General features: G+C 42.5%; 21 protein-coding genes. 13 read left to right on the forward strand and 8 right to left on the reverse strand.

Going from position 1 to position 26,326, the window contains the following annotated elements; all coding sequences use genetic code 11:
* Positions 1-38 precede the first annotated feature (38 nt).
* Genes ruvC through ABIC84_RS25340 form a run of 4 tightly spaced genes read right to left on the reverse strand, consistent with a single transcriptional unit; the run spans position 39 to position 5,164 of the window.
* On the reverse strand, positions 39-623 hold the full coding sequence (gene ruvC, locus ABIC84_RS25325; RefSeq protein ID WP_429265386.1) for a crossover junction endodeoxyribonuclease RuvC: 585 nt from the start codon (positions 621-623) through the stop codon (positions 39-41).
* Between the two features lie 19 nt (positions 624-642).
* Positions 643-1,281: a leucyl/phenylalanyl-tRNA--protein transferase gene (gene aat, locus ABIC84_RS25330; protein ID WP_429265387.1), complete on the reverse strand. Its 639-nt coding sequence runs from the start codon at positions 1,279-1,281 to the stop codon at positions 643-645.
* A gap of 11 nt (positions 1,282-1,292) precedes the next feature.
* Positions 1,293-3,230, reverse strand: coding sequence for a DUF3857 domain-containing protein (locus tag ABIC84_RS25335; protein ID WP_429265388.1), 1,938 nt, complete (start codon positions 3,228-3,230; stop codon positions 1,293-1,295).
* An 8-nt stretch (positions 3,231-3,238) separates the two neighbouring features.
* Positions 3,239-5,164 (reverse strand): DUF3857 domain-containing protein, encoded by a 1,926-nt coding sequence (locus tag ABIC84_RS25340; RefSeq protein ID WP_429265389.1) that lies wholly within the window; start codon positions 5,162-5,164, stop codon positions 3,239-3,241.
* Between the two features lie 463 nt (positions 5,165-5,627).
* On the opposite strand from ABIC84_RS25340, the gene hflX reads away from it, so the two are divergent.
* Positions 5,628-6,812 carry a GTPase HflX gene (gene hflX / locus ABIC84_RS25345; protein WP_426582762.1) on the forward strand — a complete coding sequence of 395 codons (1,185 nt, stop codon included), beginning with the start codon at positions 5,628-5,630 and terminating at the stop codon, positions 6,810-6,812.
* Positions 6,813-6,956: 144 nt separating this feature from the next.
* Here hflX and ABIC84_RS25350 read toward each other — a convergent pair whose 3' ends face one another.
* Positions 6,957-7,862 carry a menaquinone biosynthesis family protein gene (locus ABIC84_RS25350; protein ID WP_429265390.1) on the reverse strand — a complete coding sequence of 302 codons (906 nt, stop codon included), beginning with the start codon at positions 7,860-7,862 and terminating at the stop codon, positions 6,957-6,959.
* 12 nt (positions 7,863-7,874) lie between these two features.
* Entirely contained in the window at positions 7,875-8,495 is a 621-nt protein-coding gene (gene mqnB, locus ABIC84_RS25355) for a futalosine hydrolase (RefSeq protein ID WP_429265391.1), read from the reverse strand.
* 76 nt (positions 8,496-8,571) lie between these two features.
* Between mqnB and ABIC84_RS25360 the strand changes: the two genes are divergently transcribed.
* The 7 genes from ABIC84_RS25360 (at position 8,572) to ABIC84_RS25390 (ending at position 17,421) form a co-directional block, all read left to right on the forward strand.
* A complete protein-coding gene (locus ABIC84_RS25360; RefSeq protein WP_090534603.1) occupies positions 8,572-8,988 on the forward strand; it encodes a 6-pyruvoyl trahydropterin synthase family protein in 417 nt (138 codons plus the stop codon).
* Between the two features lie 9 nt (positions 8,989-8,997).
* Positions 8,998-9,639, forward strand: a complete 642-nt coding sequence (gene folE / locus ABIC84_RS25365) for a GTP cyclohydrolase I FolE (protein ID WP_090534521.1) — start codon at positions 8,998-9,000, stop codon at positions 9,637-9,639.
* A 119-nt stretch (positions 9,640-9,758) separates the two neighbouring features.
* Complete coding sequence (fabD, locus tag ABIC84_RS25370; protein ID WP_426582753.1) at positions 9,759-10,646, forward strand: ACP S-malonyltransferase; 888 nt, start codon at positions 9,759-9,761, stop codon at positions 10,644-10,646.
* Positions 10,647-10,729: 83 nt separating this feature from the next.
* Entirely contained in the window at positions 10,730-14,464 is a 3,735-nt protein-coding gene (locus ABIC84_RS25375) for an ATP-binding protein (RefSeq protein WP_429265392.1), read from the forward strand.
* A 70-nt stretch (positions 14,465-14,534) separates the two neighbouring features.
* Positions 14,535-15,290, forward strand: a complete 756-nt coding sequence (locus ABIC84_RS25380; protein ID WP_426582749.1) for a DUF6597 domain-containing transcriptional factor — start codon at positions 14,535-14,537, stop codon at positions 15,288-15,290.
* 30 nt (positions 15,291-15,320) lie between these two features.
* Entirely contained in the window at positions 15,321-16,478 is a 1,158-nt protein-coding gene (locus ABIC84_RS25385; protein ID WP_429265393.1) for an FAD-dependent oxidoreductase, read from the forward strand.
* A 259-nt stretch (positions 16,479-16,737) separates the two neighbouring features.
* On the forward strand, positions 16,738-17,421 hold the full coding sequence (locus ABIC84_RS25390; RefSeq protein WP_429265394.1) for a hypothetical protein: 684 nt from the start codon (positions 16,738-16,740) through the stop codon (positions 17,419-17,421).
* A gap of 218 nt (positions 17,422-17,639) precedes the next feature.
* On the opposite strand, the gene ABIC84_RS25395 is transcribed toward ABIC84_RS25390, so the two are convergent.
* The gene (locus ABIC84_RS25395; RefSeq protein WP_429265395.1) at positions 17,640-18,506 is read right to left on the reverse strand and encodes an NmrA family NAD(P)-binding protein; all 867 of its coding nucleotides are present in this window, start codon (positions 18,504-18,506) and stop codon (positions 17,640-17,642) included.
* Between the two features lie 243 nt (positions 18,507-18,749).
* Here ABIC84_RS25395 and ABIC84_RS25400 point away from each other — a divergent pair, with 243 nt between their 5' ends.
* The 3 genes from ABIC84_RS25400 to ABIC84_RS25410 all read left to right on the forward strand — a co-directional run bounded on the left by ABIC84_RS25400 (position 18,750) and on the right by ABIC84_RS25410 (position 22,497).
* Complete coding sequence (locus ABIC84_RS25400) at positions 18,750-19,223, forward strand: SgcJ/EcaC family oxidoreductase (RefSeq protein WP_426582738.1); 474 nt, start codon at positions 18,750-18,752, stop codon at positions 19,221-19,223.
* 112 nt (positions 19,224-19,335) lie between these two features.
* Entirely contained in the window at positions 19,336-22,257 is a 2,922-nt protein-coding gene (locus ABIC84_RS25405) for a response regulator (RefSeq protein ID WP_429265396.1), read from the forward strand.
* Between the two features lie 78 nt (positions 22,258-22,335).
* Positions 22,336-22,497, forward strand: a complete 162-nt coding sequence (locus ABIC84_RS25410) for a DUF1016 N-terminal domain-containing protein (RefSeq protein ID WP_410505664.1) — start codon at positions 22,336-22,338, stop codon at positions 22,495-22,497.
* Between the two features lie 296 nt (positions 22,498-22,793).
* Here the strand turns inward: ABIC84_RS25410 and ABIC84_RS25415 are convergent, their stop codons facing one another.
* Positions 22,794-23,690 (reverse strand): helix-turn-helix domain-containing protein, encoded by an 897-nt coding sequence (locus ABIC84_RS25415; RefSeq protein WP_426582734.1) that lies wholly within the window; start codon positions 23,688-23,690, stop codon positions 22,794-22,796.
* Between the two features lie 160 nt (positions 23,691-23,850).
* Between ABIC84_RS25415 and ABIC84_RS25420 the strand changes: the two genes are divergently transcribed.
* Positions 23,851-24,612 (forward strand): SDR family NAD(P)-dependent oxidoreductase, encoded by a 762-nt coding sequence (locus ABIC84_RS25420; protein WP_426582732.1) that lies wholly within the window; start codon positions 23,851-23,853, stop codon positions 24,610-24,612.
* 196 nt (positions 24,613-24,808) lie between these two features.
* Complete coding sequence (locus tag ABIC84_RS25425) at positions 24,809-25,792, forward strand: aldo/keto reductase (RefSeq protein ID WP_429265397.1); 984 nt, start codon at positions 24,809-24,811, stop codon at positions 25,790-25,792.
* Positions 25,793-26,326 lie beyond the last annotated feature (534 nt).

Raw genomic sequence — 26,326 nt, forward strand, 5'->3', positions numbered from 1 at the left:
CAATGACGCTTCTTTTATTATCCTACTTCAAATTCATCTCACTTCACAACCCGCTTAGCATTATCCTTTACAAAAGTATCCCAACCGGAGTATGATTTTTTACTTCCAGCCTTACCCGAACCTGTAGGGATCCGTTGAAATGAATGGCAAACAGCCACAGCCAAACCATCTGTAGCGTCCAAAAAATCAGGCGTTTCTTTAAATTTCAGCAGGCTTTGCAGCATGGCCGCTACCTGCTCTTTGGTGGCGCTGCCATTGCCGGTTATAGACTGTTTTATTTTACGAGGAGCATATTCGGTGATCTCGACATTGCGCGATAATGCGGCGGCTATGGCCATTCCCTGGGCGCGACCGAGTTTCAGCATCACCTGTATGTTTTTGCCGTAAAAAGGAGCTTCAATAGCCAGGCAATCGGGGTGATAGTTATCTATAAGGGCGACGGTTTTTTCGAAGATACGCTGCAGCTTAAGCATATGATCGTCTGTAACGGGCATTTTTACTACGCCCATAGCAAGTAGCTCAATTTTAGGGCCGGTTTCCTTTAGCAGTCCGTAACCCATAACGGCTGTGCCGGGGTCGATACCTAAAATGATCCTTTCCTTTAAATTTACCACCTGCTGCATAGGGCCCAAAGGTAACTAATCAAACTAAATTATTTAGCAATACATCCATATATTGCTCCCGGCTTATCATCCTTGCTCCCAGCGATTCGAGATGACCGGTGTGTACCTGACAATCGATAAGCTTGTAAAGCCCTGTATTGCACAGACAGATGAGCGCTGTTTTTGAAGCGTTGCTGACGCGGCTAAACATACTCTCCCCACAAAAAACATCACCTACGTGTACACCGTAAAGCCCGCCTACCAGCTTGTCATCCTGCCATACCTCAACAGAGTGGGCATAGCCTTCCAAATGCAGGCGATTGTATGCAGCTATCATATCGGGCACAATCCAGGTGCCATCCTGCCCTTCACGCGGAGCGGTTGAACAGGCTGTTATGACATCGTTAAAGCAGGTATCAACAGTAACGTTCAGTTTGCCTGAGCGTAATACCTGCCGCATGGATTTGGATACTTTCAACTCATCAGGAAATAAAACAAACCGTTCATGAGGCGAATACCACAGGATAGGTGTATCATCACTATACCAGGGAAAAATGCCGTTTTGATAGGCAAGCAATAACCGTTCAGTACTCAAATCACCGCCAACAGCCAAAAGCCCGTCTGATTCGGCCAGATCGGGCTTTGGAAATATTAAACGTTTGTCGAGCCTGAATATCATCAGGCACAAATTTATGCTTTACGGCGTATCACCAGCTTTTTATTTTGGGCTTTGGCAATCGCATCCATATAAACCTGCATTTCGGTGTATTTGGCAGCGGGGATCACATGGTTTTTTAAATTGAATTTGGTAGTGCTTACTACCTGGTTTTTAGTTGCATCATAAACATACTTAACATCATAAGTACCGTAAGTAAATTTAAGGCTTTGATCGGCAGGCAGGGCATCAATTTCAAAGCCGGCAGGCAGATCGATAGTAGTAACACATGTTTTTAACATGGGTACTTCAAAATAATAATCACTTTTTCGTTTTTCTTCTACCGGGAATGTTGACTGCCATAAATCAAATACTCTTGGTTTATAAAACTGTTTGCCACCTGCTGATACATCACAAAACTTATCGTACTCCAGATCGATGTCGACTTCTTTTACCCCATCTTTGTCTGTTGACGGTTTAAAAGTAAAAACGGAAGGCTGTTTCATGTTCAACATAGTTATCACCTTCGATTTCTGTTCATCTGTTTTTAAATACATTAAGCCAAGATAATCGTCCCTGTAATCGCCTGTACTGATGATTTTGACGTTTGCCTTGGCACCGCCATCGGCATCAAGTGTGATATGTACTTCGCTGTTAAACTGGTTATCGGTATCTATACTCTTAGGCGTTTTTACGAGTTTGCCACCATCTTCAGTGACTAATAACGCATACCTGTTTTCGGTAAATGAGCCTAACTTTCCAAAAGCCTGGGTCTGGCTTGTGCATTCAAGCCAGGTAGTATCGCTTTTAAGCGGTACACATAATATAATGTGGTTAAAAGGATCGTAAGGGAATGAAGGGTCTGCCGGTTGCATGTTTGCGCCCGCGTTTATGATTGCATAGCACGAAGGTATATTTACCGCTTTAAGTAAGGCCGACATATAATTAGATAAAGCCTTGCAGTCACCATATTTTTTCTGATCAACAAATGTTGCGGGGAAGGGTTTCCAGCCGCCTATACCTAATTGTATGCTCACATAACGTACATTGTGTTGCATATATTCATATAAAAACTTTACTTTTTCTTTATCAGTTTTTATATCGGCAGTCATTTTCTTTATTTCCTCAACCCGCTCCGGGCTAAGTGTACATACATCTGCATTCAATTTTTGTTGCCATTTGCCATAGTTTTGCCAGGTACTGATATTGCCGGGCACGCCGTAAAACTCAAAATCGCTGGCGGCAAAATAGACCCTTGGCAATACCCGCCATCCCTTTGACCCTTCTTCATGCTTAAAGGCTTTTAGGTTGGCAACCTTCCACGAATAGCTGTCAATTTTATCGGCGGTGGTTTTTTGTGGCTTAATATTGGTATTCTTATTCAGGTACCTAAAGCCGGCATCGCTGTTAATGGAGATGTGATAATAGGCATTTTGAACAGATTGTTCATAATCCTGGTAAGCCCAGCTTCCAAGGTCCATCAGGCTCCTAACATCTAAATCATAAATAAACTCAACAGTTGTAGGATAACTGGCAATGGTATGGCTTATAGCAAGCAGCCTGTCATCAGTTGCCATGGTTTCATTGTCAACAGCTAACCTATCATACATATCACTTTTGTGATATTTTTTGATGAGGGTACCATCAGCACCGTAAACACGCATTTCAAATGAATTTACCAGGCTGTACTTTCTGTTGTATTGTAAAACCTTCTCGGCCTCGTCGTTTCCTTTTTCATTTAAGATGGTAACAATAGTATGGAAGTGCTCTTCCGCTTTACCGGGACCTATAAAATTATCATCTTCCATGCTATAGCGCACTACAGAATTTGCATCCTCCTTCAATGAATCGGGAATAGTTGAGGCTATATAAAGATCTTTAGGAATGGTTTTATCCTGTCCGTAGCTTTTAGCTGCTAAAACAAACAGGGCTGCTGCTAACTGCAGCAGCCTGTTAAAATATTTACTGAACATATTATTTATTATGACTTTTTAAGCACGATCTGCTCGTTGATCATCTCGTACATTTTTTTACAGAACTCATGAAAATCAGCATATTCTTCTTTAAAGTATATCGATTTTTTGTGATCGATATTAAGACGTACCATGATCTGCCCATCCTGTTCGGCTACCATGCGTTTAAACACAATGGAGTTATCAGGAGTAGCCATACTTACGCTTTTAGGTAAGGCATCAACTTTATAACCTGCAGGCAGCTTAAAAATGCCGGTTATAGCATAGTTGTCACGATAGCCGAAGTTGATATCTGTAGTACGGTTTTCACTTAAAAACGGGTTCTTTTTAAGATCGGTAAACAGGTTTGAATTAAAGTAGATATAATTATCATCTGAGCCTGCAAGGTCGAGATTGAAATTGATGTTTTGACGTACAGGTAGCGTATCAACGTCAATATCTTCAATTTTTAGCGACGATATTTTAAGGCTGTTGTTATTATCGCGCAGGTTTTCAATATATTTTTTTTCACCATCGGTTTTATAACCTCTTATAACATTGATCCTGTTATAGGCAAAGCTGCTGATATCGGCGCTTCCGGCCATTTTGCCATCAGGCTTAATTTCGGCGTTAATCAAAACTACCTGTCTTACCGCATCAGTATTTTGTAAAAACGTCATTTCGTAAACATTATCCGCTTTGTTTATTAAAAAACCAAATGAATTAAGGTAGTTATAAGGGATTTGGTTATAAAGATTGTATTTGCTGGTCGCATCAAGTACGTAGTGTTTTGCGCTATCAACAGGTATATAAGCCACCGTGCTGTTAAACTGGTATGAGTTTGGATAAGCCGGGTTTATGCGGCCATGTTTACGGGTACTAACCATCATAGGGTAAACCTTTAAGCCCGCTTTTTGAAGTAAATGATAAAGGATGAGGTTTACCTCTGTTGAATTGCCGGTTTTCTTTTCCCATGCTTTAACTGTACCATCGTTGGTGGTTTTGTCATATGACTCGTCCCATTTCATGGTGTTTTTAACCTCGTTAAAAATGTAGGCTATTTTTTCTTCGTCGGTTTTGAAAGTTTTTGCTTTAGCAACAATTGTTTCCTCGCCTGCGAGTTTGCGGTTAAGCTGTTCGCCGAAATCTTCCCATTTAACAACATTTTCGCCAACTTTTGTCCATGTGTCGGAGAAGCTGTGCATAAAAGTTCCGCGAACGCTTAGCAACTGGAAAAGGATCCTTTCCGAATTATCGTTAATGGCATCCATGTATGGCTCCTCTTTTACCGAAGGGATGTTGGCCATTGCCTGGGTGTGGGTATTACTGCCCGAAGTTTTATCCACCACCAAAGGGTAATGAAGGTTTACCAGGTTTTTGTAAGTTAGAATATCCGGAATATTGGTATTAAGCTCGCTGTAGCGTGTAGGTAATTCGTCCTGAAAATACCAGTCGGGAAAATCAACAATGTTATTAATGGTATGCCTGTATTTATATTCAATAATACTACCGGGTTTTACATTAGGGAACGAAAAAACAATTGCGGAGCGGCTTTTGTCGACTGTTTGTGTGAAGATCTGCTTTTTGTCGACCTTAATTGGAGTTGCCACGCCATTTTCAAGGTTAATAGTTTCGGCCTGTAAGCCTGTTATAAATTCCGAATGATTGGCACTGATATAAGATAACCGGATATTGGCCTCATCTTTACCATTATCGTTAAATATTTTAATCCGCCTGTGCCTTTCAAATATGATATTGTATTGGGTATCGAAGTACACTTCGCCTTTATCAAAAAGAATTTCAGCGTTGGCATCTTTTTCAAAATCGCAGGCTTTCATTTCAAGGTCGGCTTTGTCCACCTTGCCAAAGGCCTGAGCGGTAGAGATAGCAGGAGCTTGTGCTTTTGCGGCAGTTGCAAAGGCTCCTATTGCAATAAGGGTTAATAACTTATTCATTTAAATTAATTGTAAGGGTTTAAATTATACTATAATGGTTTGAGTGCAGGCTAATAGAGCATTACATGAGGTGCATTTGCCTATCAGGATTATTTTAATTCAGAGCAAACAGATGATCGCAGAATGATACGTAATCGTTCGGGTACTGATATGGTCAAGTTATAAAATGAAAAAAATGGAGATGTGTTCCGGCTTTTGAGGTTTTAGCCGGTAACCTAAATAGGGCTGCTCCAAGCAGCAGTAAGAGCCTGTTCATCGTGATGAGGTTTAATCAAATCAAAAATAACAATTACCGGAATATTTAAAAGCAAATTTTTTTAGTCATTTTAATTTAATTTTTCATAATGAAAGCTTCTGTCATGAATTTATTCCCGCTTATGTTATTTTGACATTAAAATTTTATTTCACAGCCCCGTTTACGTACATTTATTCAATTGGCATTTGGATTGATATACTGTAATTAATGAAGCAAAAATTTTATGATACTGCTGTGAAGCAGGAAAAAGCTGTACTTGTTGGTGTAATAACCCCTAACGAAACCGACGAGATTGAGAAGGAACACCTGGAAGAGTTAGAGTTTTTGGCCAGCACGGCTGGGGCATTGACTGTTACCCACTTTACTCAAAAACTGCAGCGCCCGGACAGGGCAACTTTTGTTGGCTCAGGTAAGCTGGAAGATATTAAAGCCTACGTTAAAGAAGAAGAAATTGATATAGTTATTTTTGATGATGGCCTTTCGCCTTCACAATTGCGTAATATTGAGAACGAACTACAGGTAAAGATCCTGGACCGCAATAACCTGATCCTGGATATTTTTGCAAGCCGTGCTCAAACAGCGCAGGCCAAAACCCAGGTTGAGTTAGCACAATTGCAATATTTATTACCCCGCCTTACTCGCCTCTGGACACACTTGGAGCGCCAGAAGGGAGGTATTGGTATGCGCGGCCCGGGTGAGTCGCAAATTGAAACCGACCGTCGTTTGATCCTGAATAAAATCTCCTTACTAAAGGATAAGCTAAGGCAGATAGATAAACAGAACGAAACCCAGCGTAAAAACCGCCATCAACTGGTGCGTACGGCATTGGTTGGTTATACCAACGTAGGCAAATCAACAATAATGAACATGATTGCCAAATCGGAGGTGTTTGCGGAGAATAAGCTGTTTGCTACGTTAGATACCACCGTGAGGAAAGTTGTGATTGAAAACCTGCCTTTCCTGATGTCGGATACGGTAGGCTTTATCCGTAAGCTGCCCCACCATTTGGTTGAGTGTTTTAAATCGACGCTTGATGAAACCCGCGAAGCGGATATCCTGATCCATGTGGTAGATATTTCACACCCTAATTTTGAAGATCAGATCCGTACGGTTAACGAAACCCTCAAAGATATCGGCGCTATTGATAAACGCATTATTACTGTATTTAACAAAATAGACGCTTTTAAACCCGAAGATCACCAGTTACCGCAACAGGAAGAACCATTAACACTGGAAGACTTTAAACAAAGCTGGATGGCCAAAAACAATGCTCCTGCCATATTTATCTCCGCAACTAAAAAGGAAAATGTGGAGGAGTTTAGGGCCTTACTTTATAAAGAAGTGAAGGCTATACATACTGAAAGGTATCCTTATGATGCTTTGTTGTATTGATTGGCAACTTACTGTTAAAAAGGAGTTATAATATAAGAGCCGTCATTGCGAGGTACGAAGCAATCCCCGATAAGCTGGGCAGCTCTGTATAGTTCGCGATTGCTTCGTACCTCGCAATGACGTTGTTTTAATAATTTCAGTTTTTTAATTTGTCAAAAATATCCCATCCTTCACCTCCGGTATAATGCCCTTCTCCAAAGCAGTATCAAACATCAGGTTAATAGCTTTACGCCCTTCTTCGCCCAACTCAACGGAGTATTGGTTTACATACAGTTCAATGTGTTTATACATCACTTCTTCGCTCATTTCCTGGGCGTGTTGTTTAATGAACTCCAGGCCTGATTTTGGATTGGCAAAAGCAAACTCCACCGATTTACGCAGCACCCTGTTAATTTTATGCTGAACATCTAATGGTAAATTGCGGTTAGCTACAATGCCACCCAATGGAATTGCACAGCCTGTACGTTTTTCCCAGTAGCTACCAAGATCGACTAATTTCGCAAGCCCTTTTTCCTTATAAGTAAACCTGTTTTCATGGATGATCAATCCAAAATCAATTGTTCCGTTTAATACCGAGTTTTCTATTTCAGAAAAAACAATCTCTGTTTTGTTATTTGCTTCCGGAAATGCGAGGCTTAATAAAAAGTTCGCGGTTGTATATTTCCCAGGTATCCCAATCTTTGACCGCGAAACGATAGGTATTAAGTCAACTTTTTCACTTGTGCCCGATTCGCCTCTAAAAACTTCTTTATCGTCATCATCTTTAAAGAAACGAGTAATTGGCGGATTAAAGATCAGCATGGGGCCAACTCCAAAACCCAGCGCGCTGCCCGAATCGAGCAGTACATATCTATCGGTTACAAAGGCAAAGGCATGATAGCTTAGCTTGGTAATATCCAGCTCACCGCGAAAAGCTTTTTGATTAAGCGTTTCCACATCATCATAAAATACTTCAAACTCCAGGCCTTCGGTGTCAATTTTATGGTGAATAAGGGCATCAAAAATAAATGTATCGTTAGGGCAGGGCGAAAATCCGAGGGTTAGTTTCATACGGGTAGCAGATTAACTGTTAATGATCTGGCTCACCAGGTCGATGGCAAATGTATTCAGATTTTTAATGGCCAGCCCAATGTTCCAGGCTTCGCGGTTGCGTTTTTCAACATAATTTGACACTGCCCTGATTTGCATGCCCGGTACGTTCACCTGCCGGCAGGCGTAAAAAAAAGCCGCGCCTTCCATGCTTTCCAGTTGCGGGTTTAACCGTTGCTGTACTTTTTGAATGGATGGTTCGTGCCCATGTACCATATTAACAGTTATAGCCTTTGCTTTTTTTAGAAAAAAGGCGGGATAAACCTGCTCAAGCGATGTTGTAGGCAAAAAAATGCTTTCGCCAAAGCCGAGGGCGTCTATAGAGATAAAAGCCTCATCATCCTGGGCTCCAAGTTCGGCAAAGGTATCTTCGGTAACCTCTACTACATCGCCTAAATTGAAATTGCGGTCGAAACTGCCTGCTATGCCAAGATTGAGCACAAGATCATAGGTATGGTTGCTTAATTGCCGGGCCATGCCAAAGGCTGTTGGTACCATGCCTGCACCGGTTATCAGTACATCAACCTTGCTGCCAAAGGCATTGGCCAACGGCTCAACCTCAAATTTGGTAGCTGCAACAATGAGTATAAGCATATTGCATTATTTTGACGGCTAATATAAAACAACTACCCTGTTTTTGTTTTGTATATTTGCACCCACTTTTGTTATGATGATACATATAACGCGCAAGGAACATTTTAATGCCGCTCACCGGATGTACCGTGAGGAATGGAGCGCTGAAAAAAACTTTGAGGTGTTTGGCAAATGCGCCAACCCCAACTGGCATGGTCACAATTACAACCTGTTTGTAACTGTAAAGGGCGAAGTCACGCACGCCACCGGTTATCTTATCGATTTAAAAGAGCTTAAAATTATAATCAACGAGTATGTTATTGAAAAACTTGACCATAAAAACATCAACAAGGATGTTGATTTTATGGCGGGTAAAATGGCATCGACCGAGTTGCTCTGTATTGAGATCTTTAACCAGTTAAAAGGACCTATTGAAGCTTATGAGGGGGTGTTTTTACATTCGGTTAAGCTTTATGAAACTGAGAATAATTCTGCCGAGTATTTTGGCGGTTAATTTTATAAAATGAGCGACTCACAATTTAGCCAGGATACCGACGACGACGATTTCGGCGGATACATTAAAATAGATCGTTATAACCAGGACCGGATTGATAGTTTGAAAGATAACTACCATAACGTATTAAAGCAAATAGGCGAAGATGCCGCACGCGAGGGTTTGTTAAAAACTCCCGAGCGCGTTGCCAAAGCCATGCTTTATTTAACCCACGGTTACGAGCTTAATGCCGAAGAGATCCTGAACTCGGCCAAATTCAGGGAAGATTACAGCCAGATGGTGGTAGTAAAGGACATTGAGGTTTATTCGATGTGCGAGCACCATATGCTGCCATTTTTTGGCAAGGCGCACGTGGCTTATATCCCTAACGGGCATGTGGTTGGTTTGAGCAAAATTCCACGTGTGGTTGATGTTTTCGCCCGCCGTTTGCAGGTGCAGGAGCGTTTAACAAACGAGATCCGCGATTGTATTCAGCAAACACTGAACCCTGTGGGCGTTGGTGTGGTAATTGAATGCCGTCACCTGTGCATGAGCATGCGCGGCGTACAAAAACAAAACTCGGTAACCACCACATCGGCATTTACCGGCGAGTTCCTGAAAGAAAAAACCAGGACTGAATTTTTGAATTTGATAAGTTCGAAGTTGAGTTAAGCCCTTTGGGGAGAGATTAGAGGTTGGAGATCAGAGATTAGTTTTTAAAAAGCTTGATCGACTCCCGCCTTTAATCAAATAACAACCAATCTCTAATTAACTAACCTCTAATCTCTAAAATGAAAGCATATATTTTCCCGGGCCAGGGCGCCCAGTTTCCGGGTATGGGCAAAGACCTGTACGATCAATCAGAAAAAGCACGTGAGTTGTTTGAAAAAGCCAACGAAATCCTGGGTTTCCGCATTACTGATGTAATGTTTGAAGGCACAGCCGATGACCTGGTGCAAACCAGCGTTACCCAGCCTGCTATTTACTTACATTCAACCATTTTGGCCACGGTTTTGGGTGATGATTTTAAGCCCGAAATGGTTGCGGGCCACTCCCTGGGCGAATTTTCGGCCCTGGTAGCCGCAGGGGCTTTGTCATTTGAAGATGGCTTGCGTTTGGTAGCAGCACGTGCCAACGCTATGCAAAAAGCTTGTGAAATACAACCATCAACCATGGCCGCTATTTTAGGCCTGGATGATTTTACGGTAGAAGATATTTGCCAGCGTATAAGCGAGGTTGTTGTGCCTGCAAATTACAACTGCCCTGGCCAGTTGGTGATATCGGGCTCCATTGCCGGTATTGACGAGGCTTGTATTAAAATGACCGAAGCCGGTGCAAAACGTGCGCTAAAGCTCAAAGTAGGCGGAGCTTTCCATTCACCGTTAATGGAAGCCGCGAGGGTTGAACTGGAAGCCGCGATTGTGGCTACCGAGATCAAAGCCCCGGTTTGCCCGATCTATCAAAACATAGATGCCAAGCCATATACCGATCCTGAACTGATTAAACACAACCTGATAGCCCAGCTTACCGGTGCCGTTAGGTGGACACAAACAGTAATGCACATGCTTGAAGATGGCGCTACCTCATTTACCGAAGTGGGGCCGGGCAACGTACTGCAGGGCCTTGTTAAAAAGGTTGATAAAACCGTTGAAACTGCAAGCGCCGCGTTACCGCAATAATTTTTAAAAGCCACATACAACATGTGGCTTTTATTTTTGTTATAGGCTTGTATTAAACAAAAAATCCATAGTATAGCAACATCTTGACTACTTCCGGAAAAATACGCCTATTGCTTGCCCTTTTAGGGCTTAGTTTGCTGCTTACGGCCGTTATTGTTCAAAAAACATATACGCCCGTAAATAGTCTTGTGCAGTCTGCCCGGATACTGGAAGAAAACCTCCATAACAAAGAAGCGTTTATAAATAAGCAGCTTAACGGCACCGAACGTTTTAAAAAGATGATGAACCTGCGCAATAATGAGCAGGATGCTATTAATGCTATTGAAAATTTTACTACCAAAAACAACATTTGGTTTATAACCTTAACCAATAATAAATTAAGCTTTTGGAGCGGCATAAAAGTATTGCCCGATAGTACCAATACCATTAAAGATGGTTATTCCTTTATTAAGCAGCCTAATGGGTATTATGAAACCTTCCGGAAAACGGAGGGAAACTTTTCCGTTATCTTCTTTATTCCGGTTAAAATCAATTACGCGTTCCAAAACAAATATCTTCAAAACAAATTTGCCAGGGATCTTCTCGACGATGATAACATTGACATAGCCGATTTTACAGATCTCAACGTTTATGAAGTTCATAGCAGCGTTAATGATTACCTGTTTTCGGTAAAGCTTAAAAATAATGACGCCAATAATGATTTTGTTTACTATGAACTTTCATTTTGGATCCTCACCGCCATTACGCTTTGTGTACTGATGCACAATATTTGCAATTACGTGGCAGCAAAAGGGTATGTGGTATTATCTGTCATATTCCTTGCTTTATATATCGTGCTGTTCAGGTTTGTTAACCTGCATTATAATCTGCCCGATTTTACTTATAAGCTTAGCATTTTCAATCCGGCATTTTATGGCTCAAGCCTGGTTTATCCTTCGCTGGGCGATTTTTGTATCAATATCCTGGTCATTTTTTGGTTTGTAGCCTTCGTGTACAGGCAGCGCCGCAGGCTTTTAACCAATGTGCAAAACAAAACTGCCGGCTATGTTATCGTGGTTATTGCTATTTTAACCCTTATAGGGGTGTCAACATCATTATTGCGTTTGTTTCATGGCCTGGTTATCAACTCAAAAATCAATTTTGATGTAAACAATGTACTCAGCTTAACAGGGTTCAGCATATTGGGGGTATTAATGCTGTGCTTTAGCTTTTTGATATTTTACCTGCTCAATGAAATCATTTTAACCATATGTCTGAAGCTTAACGTACCCCGAACGCACCAGTTATACCTGTTTTTGGCGGGAATTATCATGGCTACCGCTGCGTTTACCTATTTTCATGAATTTACGTTGTTTTACATATTGTGGGCATTGTTGGTACTGATAAGGGCTTATAGTTTTATTTACTATAAAGAACAGCTTTTTGCCACGTCGTTTTTAGGTATCGTGTTTATTTGTGCCTTGATAGCAGCCATTAAGCTTAATCACTTTGAAGACCTGAAAGAGCACGAAACCCGGAAAGCCCTGGTACAAAAACTGGAGATCCCGGATGATGCTACAGCCGATTATATTTTTAAAAGGATAGAAAATCAAATTATAACGGATACCGCCATAGTTCGCTATTTTACCAATGGCCTGCACAACGGCGATTATCTTAAAACCCGTTTCCAAAAACTTTATTTTGATGGCTACCTGTCAAAGTACGAGTTTAAAGTTCATGAATTTGATGCCAATGATGAGCCTACATCGGCAGATAAAAACTACTCGCTGAGTGTGTTTAAAGACCTCGTACTATATAGCTCATTTAAGGTATCCGACTATTTTTACCGCGAAAATGAATCGTTCGGATACCAGAATTACTTTGCCATACTGCCTGTAAATACCAGTAATAAACAATTGGGCACTATTGTAATAGAGCTTAAATCAAAACCGCTGCAATTATCGGGCGCTTTCCCTGAGTTATTGATTGACGGCAACATAAGCCCTGAAAATGACTTTAAAGATTATTCATACGCCTTTTATAGCGATAACAAATTGCTGAGCCAGCGCGGCACCTATGTTTACCCGCTTGATAACAGGGAGTTTAAAGGCGAGCTGAAAAAATACACCGAAAAAACCACTCAAAATCACAGTACTGCCTGGTACGAAAGCTTTACAACATACAATCACCTGATATACAGGCCCAGCGAAAGAAACCTGATTGTTGTTAGCAGGGAGGAAAACTCGCTTTACTATGCGGTTACTTCGCTCACCTTCTTTTTGGTGGTTATACTGATATTCAGCGCGGTTATCATCACTTTAAAATGGTCATGGGCCCGCATCAAGATCTTTAACATAGCCGAAGACGGGCTGAAGATAAACTTCAGGATAAATTTTGATAAGGTATTGTATAAAACCCGCATCCAGATCTCGATGATACTGGCCGTAGTGGTTACCCTGGTGCTTGTTGGTTTTATTACTTTTTTATCCATCAGTAACCAGTACTATACCCAGCAGGAAAAAATGATCAGGGATAAAATAACCCGTATAGCATCGGCATTTGAAAACGGTCTTTTTACCCAGTACGTTGAGCATATCAATGAGGAGAGCCAGGTTCATTTTAATGAGCTGGCCAATACTTACGCAACCGACCTTACTTTGTTTGATACTAATGGGGTTCCCCTGCTAACCACTCAGCCTAAAATTTATGAAAACGGCCTCGTGGCAAAACGGATGAACGCCCGCGCATTTATCTTTTTGAGCAAACTGCAAAAAACCGAGTTTGTAAACGACGAAAAAATTGGTGAACTGAACTATAAAGCGGCCTATGCCCCGGTAACCCTTACTGCATCAAACAAAACGGTTGCCTATATCCAGCTGCCTTATTTTAGTAATGAAGCCGATTACCGTGAGCGCATAAGCTCATTGCTTAATGTAATGATAAACGTTTACGCCATTGTTTTTATAGCAATTGGCCTGTTTGCCATCATCATAGCAAGGCAGATAACCGCGCCGTTAAACTTTATACAACAAAGCCTCAGCAAAACCATCTACGGTAAAAAGAACGAACATATCAAATGGTCGCGCGATGACGAAATCGGCGCATTGGTTAAGGAGTATAACAAAATGATATCGGCTCTGGAAAACAGTGCCCAGCGGCTGGCACAATCCGAACGTGAAAGCGCCTGGCGCGAAATGGCCAAGCAGGTTGCGCATGAAATCAAAAACCCGCTAACGCCGCTAAAACTGGGCTTACAACTGCTTGATAAATCATGGAAGGATAAAGATCCTAAGTTTGATCAGAAATTTGAACGTTTCAGCAAATCATTTGTGGAGCAGATCGAAAGCCTGTCGTCGATAGCGTCGGAGTTTTCGGCATTTGCCAAGATGCCGGATACCCGCATTGAGCAGATCAATATTTTTGATATGTTAAACCAGGCAGTTACCATTTTTAAACAGATGGATAACGTGCAGATCACCTATCTGCAACCAGAGAATTCGTTCATTATCAATGCCGACCGCGACCAGCTGTTGCGCTGTTTTAATAACCTGTTGAAAAATGCTATTGAAGCCACCCCCCAGGACAGGAAGTGCATCATAGATATTAATTACCTGGTAACCAGCAAAAATATCCTGCTCACCATCAAAGATAATGGTAACGGGATTCCGGAAGAGATGCGTGAAAAGATTTTTGAGCCAAACTTTACCACCAAAAGCTCCGGAACGGGTTTAGGCCTCGCATTCATCAAAAACTCTATTGAAAATGCCAACGGCAAAATTTGGTTTGAAACAACTATGGGCACAGGAACCACATTTTATTTAAGTTTACCTGCTGCTTAATAATTAAACCACCTGTAAATCAATGATAACCAGCTAATTTGAAGTGTAATACAGTAAATTAACAAAAGCTATGAGCAATAACCTGGAATACAGAATTGTTAAGCCCGGTAAACCACTTTCGGATTTTGTTGATAGCTTTTGGTTTTTACGCAACCTGTCGGATGCCGACAAAGATACAACGGGGTTACCGGACGGACTTATTGATATATTGCTTTTTAAGTCTGCCACACAGCCTTTTAATATTGCACAGCTTGGGGGGCTAACCCAGTTTGAACAGGCCAAAGTTTCGGCCAATAGCGTAATATTCTGCGTTAGCTTCAAATTGCTTGCCGTTGAGTATATTTTTGGAGAGGCCATTGCCGATATAGTAAACGGTGGCAGATTCTTACCAGATGGTTATTGGGGATTTACAGAAAACGATCTGTTGGATTTTGACTGCTTTGTAGAAAAAGCAACGCAAAAGATCAGATCACTTATTCCGGAAGAAATAGATGAACGTAAACGAAAATTGTTTGAACTGATTTATGTAACGAAAGGGAGGATCACGGTTAAAGAGCTTTCCGAAAAAGTGTTTTGGAGCAGCCGGCAGATAAATCGCTACTTTAATCAGCAATTCGGGATCTCACTTAAAGCCTATTGCAATATTCTTCGTTTCCGCGCCTCCTTGGAGCATATTGCAGACGGCCGGCTGTTTCCGGAGGAGAACTTTTTTGACCAGAACCACTTTATCAAAGAAGTGAAGAAGTTTTCGGGCGTTGTGCCCAAAGAATTATCGAAAAACAAAAACGACCGATTTATACTATTATCGGCCATCAGGCAGAAATAATTTTGCATCGTAATTAAACGATGAAAAATTATGTTATTAGATAATAAACAGGTTGCCATAGTAGGTGGCGGACCGGCGGGGCTGGCCTTAGCAAGGCTTTTACAACTTAAAGGTGCAGATGTAAAAGTATATGAACGGGATATGGACAGAAATGTACGCGTGCAGGGCGCTACGCTCGACCTGCACGAAGGCACAGGACTGGAAGCGCTGAAACGGAGCGGTTTGCTGGATGAATTTTATAAATACCACCGTCCTGTAGCAAGTAAGATGCTGCTTGTGGATAGAATGCTCAATATTACTTTTGATGACCACAATTTTGCGACCATTACCGCGGAAACCCGCCCCGAAATAGACCGCGCGCCTTTGCGGGATATTTTATTGAACTCCCTGCAGTCCGATACCGTGGTATGGGACAGCCATTTCATTTCAATGGAAAGAGAAAGAAAAGGCTGGCGTTTGTTTTTAAAAAACGGATCGAACGCTTATGCCGATCTGGTAATTGCGGCTGACGGGGCCAATTCAAAAGTGCGGCCTTATTTAAGTGATGTTGAACCGGTTTATTCAGGTATCACGCTGATTGAAGGCAATATTTACAACGCTGAAAAATACACCCCAAAACTTTTTTCCTTTGCAAAAGGAGGAAAAGTAATGGCGTTTGATGACGGGCGATTTGTAGGTTACGGCACAAAAGCCGATGGCTCAATTATGTTTGTGGTGAATTTTAAAACGCCCGAAAACTGGCTGGAACAAAGCGGCATTAATTTCAATAACAGAGAGGAAGTTTTTGAATGGTTTAAGAAAGATTTTGCCAGCTGGAGCGATGAATGGCATGAGTTTTTTACAAATGATGCAGTTTGTTTCATTCCCCGCCCACAATATTATTTTCCATTAAATCAAAGCTGGGAAACGGATGAGAGCCTTACAATGATTGGGGATGCCGCGCACCGGATGCCACCATATGCAGGCGAAGGTGCTAATGTGGCATTGCAGGATTCGTTTGAACTGGCCGAATGTTTAACCGGGAATCAATTTACTGATATCAAAGAAGCGATTGCCCATTTTGAAAAAGAAATGGTTGAAAGAGGAGCTAAAGCCACAAAAGACACGCTGGAAAATTCGGAGAGAATGTTTTCAAAAACTGGTTTGGCGCAAATGGCTGAATTTTTTAATCACGTGGAGAAACAATAAGGAAACAACTACGAATTGGAGTAAAGGCCTGTGCGATCTAAAGTTCTGCCCAGACCCTTCAAAGAAAATCAGTAAAAAGCCGCCATTGGTATACAAATGGCGGCTTTAGTAGCTTTTACCGGGCAATTTTTGAACTGGTTCCTTGAGATTCTTAAAAGTTTAGTCTATTGTGACAAATGAACTCCCGTAGTAATTAATAATATTGAGGTTTTTTTGCTCATATCTGTCATGCCCCGATCTTTTAGATTAAATTGCCTTAATGAACTTTCTCTGTAAATTTTTGCTATTGTCTTTACCTCTAAATTATTCTTATCAACAACTCTGTGCAAAAACTGAGGAAAGCCTTAATTCAGCTGTTTTAAAGAAAGATTCAGTTTTACAACGTGGAACGGAAATTATAGATGGCAATAAATATACTGCCGTTAATATTATTGACAATTGGGGAGTTAAATTCTATATAAAAGATGAGAGCGGTAAAATTGTTTACACCTATAAAGATGGCGGAGTTGTAAGCTTTAAATTCCTGGATTTTAATAGTGATGGATATAAGGATATAGTATTAGAATTAATAGCTGTGGATTTTGGCCAGCAAGACCTGATTATTTATGACCCAAAATCAAAACGGTTTAAGTTAGCTGGCAATTGTTCGAATGCTCGAGAAATACCCAGGACAAAATATTATTATTCATATGAAGATTGTTGCATGGGAAGAAATTGGAGTAGTAACCTCTTTTATATTGCTGACTCGAAAATTATTAATATTGGGCACATTAAATATCGGGATGGTTACGGACTATCTTTTTTTAAACTTAATGGTAAAAAGATATTGCTAAAAAAATGGAACGTGCGCATAAATGGTGATACGCCGGTTACAACAGGGCCGCATATCGATTTTGATTTAGGCCGTTATTGGACTAAGCATTGGAGTTCTTTCACTAAATAATTCATCGATCAGTCCCTGTCAATAAGTGGTTCGAGAAACGCACAATCAGCGAACCCTTTCTGTAAATATGCCTCAATTGCGCATTTAGTAGCGGGAGCAGAATCGAACCGCCGACCTTAGGCTTTTTATTTTTATAGCTCTTTTTGTGGTTAGTAAAAAGATTGACCTTGCGGTAAAACAAGAAGCCGCGATGAAACACGAAAAAGAGATACAGTATTTTAAGCATCATTAACCTGCAATTGCTTTTCCAGGTAGTGAAACAGGGTAGTAGGCCCGTGTTGGGCGGTTGGAATTTCCGATTGCTGGCTAATGGTAAGTCTCGTCATATTAGCGAAAGATGCCGCCGCTTTTTCGGAAAAGCCGCCCTTTATCATAAAGTCTTTCCAACCAGCTTCCGGGATAGTCACCACGTTTACCGTTTTGTGCAATAGCTTACCGAATGTTTCAGCCACATCCTGATTAGAATAGGTTTCAGGGCCTTCCAGGAAGAACAGCCCGATCCGGTCGTCCAGCATTAATTGGGCTGCAAATGCGCCGATATCTGCTGGCGCAACCATGGGTAGCTTAAAGTCCGCCGGAAACAAAGTGGTTAATTCTCCCTTTTCCCGGACGGCAGGTATTGCCTGGTCAAAATTGCTCATGTAATAAGCGCTGCGGATCACTGCCAGCGGGATGTCCAATTTGGCTAAGCCCTGCTCTAATTCATACAGTGCACCGAGGTCAAAAATATGATCTCCAGGCTGTGCGCCATAGGTAGAAGCGGCGACGATCTTTTTCAGCTCCGACCCCTCAAGCGCGTTTAGGATACTACCTATCTGTTCCCTTTCCACCGCATCGATATCTTTATCGGGAGCCGCATTTGGGTTCAGCACAAACAGGCGCTCCGCCTGCCCGAACAGTTCTTTTAAACGGGCTGCATCCCGGATGTCTGCAACTTCATAGGCTGCCCCCTTAACAGTCCATTCGGCAGCTTTAGCCGGATCATGGCCAATGATCATCACCTTTTGTTGTTTTTGCAGCAAAGCGGTCGAAAGCGCGGCACCGATATGGCCGGTTCCTCCTAAAATAGCGTGTGTGTATTTCATAACACTATTAATTTCAATATTCATGCCGTAAAAACTTGCCAGAAGTCGGCAAAGATTTTTTTGTTTTTCCTTCATCCCAACCGCCGGCCATTTCTACATGCATCCGCAAGGATGAATAGGGCGGGTTTAGCTGTATGTAACAAAAGGTAAAGGATTTGTAACATAAACATAAGTAACATCATGAAGTATCACCTTTATTTGTAGTATCCGCTATGGATGTTTGTCGTCCTGTATATAATACCTATGAAAAAGATAACAAGCCTGATACTTCTGATATGGCTATGCAGTATCAGCGTACTGGCCCAGCAGCCTGACACTGCATCGAACAACGCTGCGATACGGCAGATGATCAAAAATTATGAAGATGCATGGAATAGCCATAACCCGGAAAAACTGGCTGCCAACTACACCTCTGATGCTACCTGGGTAAACTGGTTTGGCGCCTACTATAAAGGGCGGGATGATATTTTTAGGCATTATAAGCAGGTTCATAATACTTATTTTAAAAACACCCAGTACTATACCCGGGCTGTTGAAGATATTACCTATCTTAACCAGGACCTTGCGGTTGTACACGTACGAACGGGTCTTGCCGGCGACGAACGATATCCGGGTCAAACGTTTGAGTTTCGCCGGATGATCGTCGTGGTAAAACGGGACGGTGAATGGAAGATATTTGCGGGGCAAAACGCCAGGCTGGAAAAAGGCATTAACTAATATTAAGGCTGCTCTGTTATGAATAAAGCCCCGTAGTATCTGTATATTATAATAAATAGAATATTATTTTTGATTATAAAATCCCGGCAGTTTACGCAAACTTAATCTCAGCATGCATCCAGCTAAATGTACCTTCGTCTTGTTGCTTTTGCTTTTGGCTTTTTTCGGTACGGCCAATGCACAAGACACGGTAACCCTGCATCACAAAGATTTTGGTGTTTACAATGAAATATCACTGCGTGATAAACACTGGTTCTTTCATCCTGAAATAAATAGCGCAAATACACCGCCTGATGTCCGTTCCGACGGCTGGGAAGCTGTACGTTATACGGCGTTTGGCGCAGACAAGCTACCCGCCGGGTGGAAAGGTGTTGGCTGGTTTAATATTTGGGTAAAAGCAGGTAAGGATGTGGCCGGCCAAAAATTTGGCCTGCGCATTAATCATGACGGCGCGTCGGAAATATTTATTGATGGTGAGCCAACAGGCGGCTATGGCAAAATCGGCCACCCGGTTGAAGCAACGGAAGCCAACCGGGCACCATTGGAGATGATACCCTTTTGGTTAAAGGGCAATACGCCGCATCTGATAACTATTCACTACGCCAACCCTTTTGGTGTATACCGTAATTTTGTAGGCTTTGAAGTGTTACTTACCAATTACGATTTGTATAGCAAGCGGATAATGCGCGCCCGGACACTATATAATTTTGTGCCAATGTGTGCCGCCGCCGCCTTCATTCTTGGCTTGCTGCACTTTTTGCTTTTTCTGTTTTATCCGAAGCAGAAGCTGAATTTTTATTACGCATTGTTTGTTATGCTAACAGGCATCACCAGCGGGGGTATATACCTTTTTTATTTAACCGGCCATCCGCAGCTGCAATATATTGCTCATTACATGACCTATAACCTGAAGGTGTTGCTGTTGTGGTGGGGCCTCATTTTGTTGTATAAGTTAGATTATGGCCAGGTACATCGCTGGCGCCAGATTATCCTGGCGTGTGTATGCTCGGCCTATTTACTTTTTTACTTTTATAAATTTTATATATTAAAGGAAACTGATTTTCCTGATTTTTTTTCATCAGTTTTCCTGGTTTGTAATGTGGATGGCTTTATCTGTGTATATCACCTCATACGTAAAGGCAGGCGCAAGGCGTGGTTGGTTACAACGGGTGTAATGGCCGTTTTCCTGGTTTATATTTTTTGCTGGGATGATACGTTCGGCGTATGGCCTTACGGTTATAATTCAATGCGGGTATTTGTGATGAGCGCGGGCGAACTTGTTTTACCGGTGTGCCTCTCCCTTTATCTCGCGCTCGATTATGCCGGCACAAACCAGCAATTGGCCGCACAGTTGGCCGAGGTTGAAGCATTGTCGGCTTTTGCACTGGCAAAAGAAGCTGAAAGAACCGAACAGGTTGCGGCTGAAGCCCGGAAATTAGAAGCTATTGTACAGCAACGCACGGCAGAACTAAAAGAAAAGGCGGATAAACTGCGTGAACTGGACGCTGTTAAATCAAGGTTCTTCGGCAATATTGCGCACGAATTCCGGACGCCGTTAACGCTCATCCTCAATCCGGTTAAGGAACTTGCCGGCAAGACCTCCGATCCATCATTGCTGCGGGATTACCGAATGATCCTGAATAATGCCGAGCGCTTGCTGAGGCTTATCAACCAGTTGCTTGATCTGAGTAAACTGGAGCAGGGATTAATGGAATTGTTGTACGAACAGCTCGATTTAAATGCGTTATTATTAGGCCATGTCCAAAGTTTCGAGCCGCTTGCATTGCAAAAGGGTATCACACTGCATTTCCGGTCAAACTATCGCGAACTTTGGGTAATGGCAGACCGGGATAAATTGGATAAGGTCATGTTGAACGTTATCGGGAATGCGGTAAAATTCACTGCGATCGGCAGGGTGGAGATTTTTCTTTATCACGATGATGGGATGTCCGGGAATCAATATGTTGTTCGCGTTCGCGATACAGGTAAAGGGATACCCAGATCAAAGCTTCCCTATATTTTCAGTCGGTTTTACCAGGTCAATTCGCCGGGCAGCCAGGCTGCCGAAGGAAGCGGTATCGGGTTGGCACTTTGTAAGGAACTGATTGAGCTAATGGGCGGCAGTATTGCGGCAAATAGCTGGGAAGGGGCGTTTACCGAAGTGGTGATCCAGTTGCCTTTGGACGAAGCGGCGAGCGCTCATGAGGGTGTAGTGGAATTTAAGACCATGAAAGCAACCCCTGAAAGTGAAGAAGCAAAACCTGATAAAACCGAGACCGATATGGACTTGATTTTGCTGGTAGAGGATCACCGGGAGCTCCGTGACTTTATTGAACGTCAGCTTGCGGAGCAGTACCGGGTAATTACCGCTTCGGACGGCAAGGCAGGAATCACCATGGGTATAGAACAAATTCCGGCACTCATTATTACCGATGTGATGATGCCCGATACAGATGGTTATGAGTTGTGCGGGATATTGAAAAAAGACGAACGGACAAGCCATATCCCGGTCATCATGCTGACGGCAAAGGCCGACGTAGATAGCCGCGTAAAAGGCATTCAAACAGGAGCCGATGCTTATCTTGCCAAACCTTTTGAGAAGCGCGAACTGCTGGCGCTGATCGGGAACCTGATCGAGACGCGCAATATTTTGAAACAACATGTTGCAATGCACAAGAGATGGCTGATAGAGTTGCCCAATATGCCGACGATAGAGCAGGCTTTTTTAAATAAGATAAAAGCCGCGGTTGAAAATAACCTGGATGATAACAGCTATGGAACCGATCAGTTGGCCGGGGATATTGGTGTGAGCAGGATTCAGCTGCATCGAAAATTAAAGGCAATAACTGGCCGGGCCCCTGGCGAACTGGTGCGCGAAATACGGCTACAGCACGCACACGATCTCCTGGCGCGCCGCACTGCCACCATTGCAGAAGTAGCTTACCAGGTTGGTTTCAGCAGTCCGGCAAGCTTTTCAGCAAGTTTTTCACGGCATTTCGGTTTTTCGCCCAAGCAGGTAAATCCATTGCATTAACTCCATTATTAAGCCAGATCTTTTTCTTGCTGCTCTTCTTCAAAACCGGAATATGGCAGTGGGTTTTCGAAACGGCAGATAGAATTATTTAGGCAGTTTTATAGCATGTTTCCAATTGCGAACGCACTTCGTTCGCAATTGGGCCGGACACATTACAAGAGAATATTGCGCATCGATAATTCAGATAAAAGAGATTTTTACATAGCGGAAGCCATAAAGAATAATTGGACGACACGTTAGTTAGAACGCCAGGTTCATAGCAGTTTATGAGTAATGACAAAGATAGCGTGTTGGCAGTAGCCCGAAATGAGAAGGAACTATCTGATGCCATAGAAATCATAAAAGATCAAATATGAAAGTTCGAACTTCAAGGCTTTTTGCTTGAAATGTAGCCATATACATATGTCGAACTTTTTCTTGGAGGATTTGCGTAAAATGGTGTTTTAGAAAAAAGTTCGAGAGCGGCGCATCGTATTTCTCGAACTTTTTTCTGCATCATAACAATGTTCGGGAACTCTCAAGGTAGATGCTTGGTTTCAATTCAATCTCCTGTATTCATTTGGCGTGACACCTACCTGTTGTTTAAACAGGCGGGTAAAGTGTGATGGGTATTTGAAGCCCAATTCATAGGCTATCTGACTGATGGTTTTCCGGTCGTCAAAGATTTTCTCTTTTGCCGCGTCGATCAGTTTGAGCTGGATAAATTCAAGCGGTGTTTTGCCGGTTTCTTTTTTGATCAGGTCGCCGAAGTAGTTAGCCGATAGGTTGAGTTCGTCTGCAAAGTATTTTACAGCCGGTAAGCCAATTGTTTGCGGTTTGTCAGAAGTTAAATAACCATTCAATAAACTTTCAAAGCGTTCGAGGATACCCTTATTCACTGTTTCCCGGGTAATAAATTGACGGTCATAGAAACGTACACAATAAGTCAGCAGCAATTCCAGATTAGCTACGATGACTTGTTTGCTGTGTTTGTCAATAGGGCGTTTCGTTTCCGTTTCGATTTTCGCAAAGCAGTCTTTGATAATCTCCTGCTCATCTTCTGAAAGATGCAGCCCTTCATTAACCTTATAGCTAAAGAAATTATACTCATGAAAATGACGGGCAAGGTTAGTGCCGCGTATCAGGTCAGGATGAAAAACAAGTATCAGTCCCTGGGGTTGGCGCCATTCTTCATTGCTTTCAATATGAAGAACCTGCCCCGGTGAGAAGAACACCAGCGTTCCTTCCTGAAAGTCATAATGACCTTTTCCGTAACGGAGGTCGCCAACTTTTACGCCTTTCAAACTAATGGCATAAATACCCATGTGCATGTGCTTAATTTGATTGGGCTTCGCCCTGGACAAATCCAAAACGCTGATCAGCGGATGATAGGTCGGGTGATTACCAAACTTATTATAGGAGCTCACACTGTCGAAGTTGATGCTGTGTTCCATAACCGGATGAATTAATACACTCAAAATTACAGGTTTTCATTCCAGCAACGGCTTCTGCCGGTCACAATATGTAAAAATGGTAAGCATCCCCGTAAAACGTATAAGTTAACATTTCTATACGCGGGCTAATTTTGCACTATCAATGTTAAACATAGAAAATATGGAAATCTCATTCAGTAACAAAGTGGTTCTGGTTACAGGTGCAGCATCGGGCCTTGGCCTGGCAACAGCTAAAGCCTTTGCGCAGGCAGGCGCAGCAGTTGCCCTGGCCGATGTGGATGAACCAGCCGTTAAGGCGGTGGCAAGCGAACTGACGCAGGCCGGATATAAGGCCATAGGCATCGGCTGTGACGTAAGTAACGAAGCAGAAGTTGCAGCAATGGTGGAATATACTATTACTACACTGGGGGGCCTGGATGCAGCCTATAACAATGCAGGTATACAAGTGCCGGTAGCGGAAACTGCTGATGCATTGGGGGAAGACTTTGACCGCGCTATAGCAGTAAACCTTCGGGGCGTTTTTAACTGCCTGAAATATGAACTGCGCCATATGCGCGAACAAGGGAGTGGTGCTATTGTCAACTGTTCCTCACAAGGTGGCCTGATCGGCACCGCCAACTTAGGCGCTTACACCGCTGCCAAACATGGCGTGCTGGGTTTAACCAAATCATCGGCCTTAGAGTATGCTGCAAGAGGTATTCGCATCAATGCCATTTGCCCTGGTGTCATCGAAACGCCGATGGTTTCCAAAGCCATTAAGGATGCGCCTGAGCACATGGACGCGATCATCAGATCCATTCCAATGGCAAGAGTGGGTAAGGAAGACGAAATCGCTTCAACCATTCTTTGGCTTTGCAGTCCGCTTGCAGGTTTTATGGTCGGACAGGCCGTTGCGCCTGACGGTGGTTTTACCATAGCCTAAGACTGTTATAAATACATTTCAACAAAATCTTAATTATCAATAATTAGACTATGGTAAGGGTATTTAGGATAACAATAATCTTGACGGCGGAAATATGTTGCCACTGTAGGGCCGCACCATTTCTGCTGGATATTAACAAGGGCTTAACGCCCCGAAAAAAATACGCTTGATTTAAAAACATATAAATAGGTATATTATGAAAACAAGAAAATTAGGAAGCCAGGGTTTAGAAGTTTCAGCTATTGGCTTAGGCTGTATGGGTATGAGCTTTGGTTATGGCCCTGCTGCAGACAAAAATGATATGATCAAATTGATTCGTCGTGCAGTAGAAAAAGGCGTTAGCTTTTTCGATACCGCTGAAGTTTATGGCCCGTTTGCCAATGAAGAACTTGTGGGAGAAGCATTGGCACCATTTGGCCACGAAGTAAAAATTGCCAGTAAATTTGGCGTCAAAATAGAAGATGGCAAACAGCTGATGGATAGCCGCCCCGATACGATCCGTAAAAGTATTGAGGGGTCGCTAAAACGACTGAAAAGAGATGCTATTGATCTTTACTATCAACACCGTGTAGATGTTAATGTGCCGATGGAAGATGTAGCCGGAACCGTTCAAGACCTGATAAAGGAAGGTAAAGTTAAATTCTTCGGTATGAGTGAGGCTGGTGTCGATTCCATCCGCAAAGCGCATGCTGTTCAACCATTAACCGCATTACAAAGCGAATTTTCGTTATGGTGGAGAGAACCCGAAGAAACCATCATACCTACCCTGGAAGAACTGGGTGTCGGCTTTGTTCCGTTTAGCCCGCTTGGTAAAGGGTTTTTGACCGGTAAGATTACAGAAGATACTCAGTTTGGGGACAAAGATGTGCGCGCCAATTTTCCGCGTTTTCAGAAAGAGGCAATCGAAGCAAACCAGGCATTGATCGACCTGATCGGTAAAATCGCCAAAGATAAAGATGCCACACCGGCACAGATTGCTATTGCATGGGTACTGGCACAAAAACCGTGGATCGTTCCGATTCCGGGAACTACTAAAATCCACCGCCTGGATGAGAATTTGGGAGGTGTTGAAGTTGAGTTAACACCTGCTGATCTGAAAGATATTGAAGATACCGCTGCTCAGATAAAAATTGTAGGCGACCGGTATCCGGCTGCTATGCAAAAAAGCATCAACCGCTAATTTAAATTTTAACAGCCGGTCCTGCCTCTTAATGCAGGATCGGTTTAACACACATTTATCATGGAAATAGTGCTCAAATATTAAATACCCGGCAACAGGATCTGGACAAAATATCTGCATTCACTTCGGTCGGCAATATTCCCAAATTAAAGCAAGCGTTAACAGCGGTGTTAGAAAATGGCTTAACCGTTAACGAGATCAAGGAAGCATTAACACATCTCTATGCTTATGTCGGTTTTTCACCATGTATATTAGCATTAAACACTGTTAAAGCATTAATAGACGAGCGTGAGGCAGCCGGAATAAAAGACGTTGTTAGAATAGAAATCGCACCAATTCCGCAGGAAGATAATCGCGGATGGGCGTATTTTAAAAGAGTACCTTTTTGCTGATATTTTTGATCGTGATTTAGTAGTCTCTGGGCGAGATGAACCTTAAGGAGAAATCGAACTGCAAAAAGATTGTTGATCGTAGTGCCATCTTATTTTTTTGACTGTTAGCTACAACCGGTTTACGAATTTCTTTACTAAAATC

Origin of the sequence: Mucilaginibacter sp. 3215, assembly GCF_050433785.1 — a bacterium.
In the GTDB taxonomy this organism is placed as follows: Bacteria; Bacteroidota; Bacteroidia; order Sphingobacteriales; family Sphingobacteriaceae; genus Mucilaginibacter.

Coding starts and splice junctions, on each gene's coding strand:
- fabD (WP_426582753.1), top strand. CDS start 9,759: ATGAAAGCATATATTTTCCCGGGCCAGGGCGCCCAGTTTCCGGGTATG.
- ABIC84_RS25405 (WP_429265396.1), top strand. CDS start 19,336: ATGCATCCAGCTAAATGTACCTTCGTCTTGTTGCTTTTGCTTTTGGCT.
- hflX (WP_426582762.1), top strand. CDS start 5,628: ATGAAGCAAAAATTTTATGATACTGCTGTGAAGCAGGAAAAAGCTGTA.
- ABIC84_RS25415 (WP_426582734.1), bottom strand. CDS start 23,690: ATGGAACACAGCATCAACTTCGACAGTGTGAGCTCCTATAATAAGTTT.
- ABIC84_RS25340 (WP_429265389.1), bottom strand. CDS start 5,164: ATGAATAAGTTATTAACCCTTATTGCAATAGGAGCCTTTGCAACTGCC.
- ABIC84_RS25380 (WP_426582749.1), top strand. CDS start 14,535: ATGAGCAATAACCTGGAATACAGAATTGTTAAGCCCGGTAAACCACTT.
- ABIC84_RS25350 (WP_429265390.1), bottom strand. CDS start 7,862: ATGAAACTAACCCTCGGATTTTCGCCCTGCCCTAACGATACATTTATT.
- ABIC84_RS25425 (WP_429265397.1), top strand. CDS start 24,809: ATGAAAACAAGAAAATTAGGAAGCCAGGGTTTAGAAGTTTCAGCTATT.
- ruvC (WP_429265386.1), bottom strand. CDS start 623: ATGCAGCAGGTGGTAAATTTAAAGGAAAGGATCATTTTAGGTATCGAC.
- ABIC84_RS25420 (WP_426582732.1), top strand. CDS start 23,851: ATGGAAATCTCATTCAGTAACAAAGTGGTTCTGGTTACAGGTGCAGCA.
- ABIC84_RS25395 (WP_429265395.1), bottom strand. CDS start 18,506: ATGAAATACACACACGCTATTTTAGGAGGAACCGGCCATATCGGTGCC.
- mqnB (WP_429265391.1), bottom strand. CDS start 8,495: ATGCTTATACTCATTGTTGCAGCTACCAAATTTGAGGTTGAGCCGTTG.
- folE (WP_090534521.1), top strand. CDS start 8,998: ATGAGCGACTCACAATTTAGCCAGGATACCGACGACGACGATTTCGGC.
- ABIC84_RS25400 (WP_426582738.1), top strand. CDS start 18,750: ATGAAAAAGATAACAAGCCTGATACTTCTGATATGGCTATGCAGTATC.
- aat (WP_429265387.1), bottom strand. CDS start 1,281: ATGATATTCAGGCTCGACAAACGTTTAATATTTCCAAAGCCCGATCTG.
- ABIC84_RS25390 (WP_429265394.1), top strand. CDS start 16,738: ATGAACTTTCTCTGTAAATTTTTGCTATTGTCTTTACCTCTAAATTAT.
- ABIC84_RS25385 (WP_429265393.1), top strand. CDS start 15,321: ATGTTATTAGATAATAAACAGGTTGCCATAGTAGGTGGCGGACCGGCG.
- ABIC84_RS25360 (WP_090534603.1), top strand. CDS start 8,572: ATGATACATATAACGCGCAAGGAACATTTTAATGCCGCTCACCGGATG.
- ABIC84_RS25335 (WP_429265388.1), bottom strand. CDS start 3,230: ATGTTCAGTAAATATTTTAACAGGCTGCTGCAGTTAGCAGCAGCCCTG.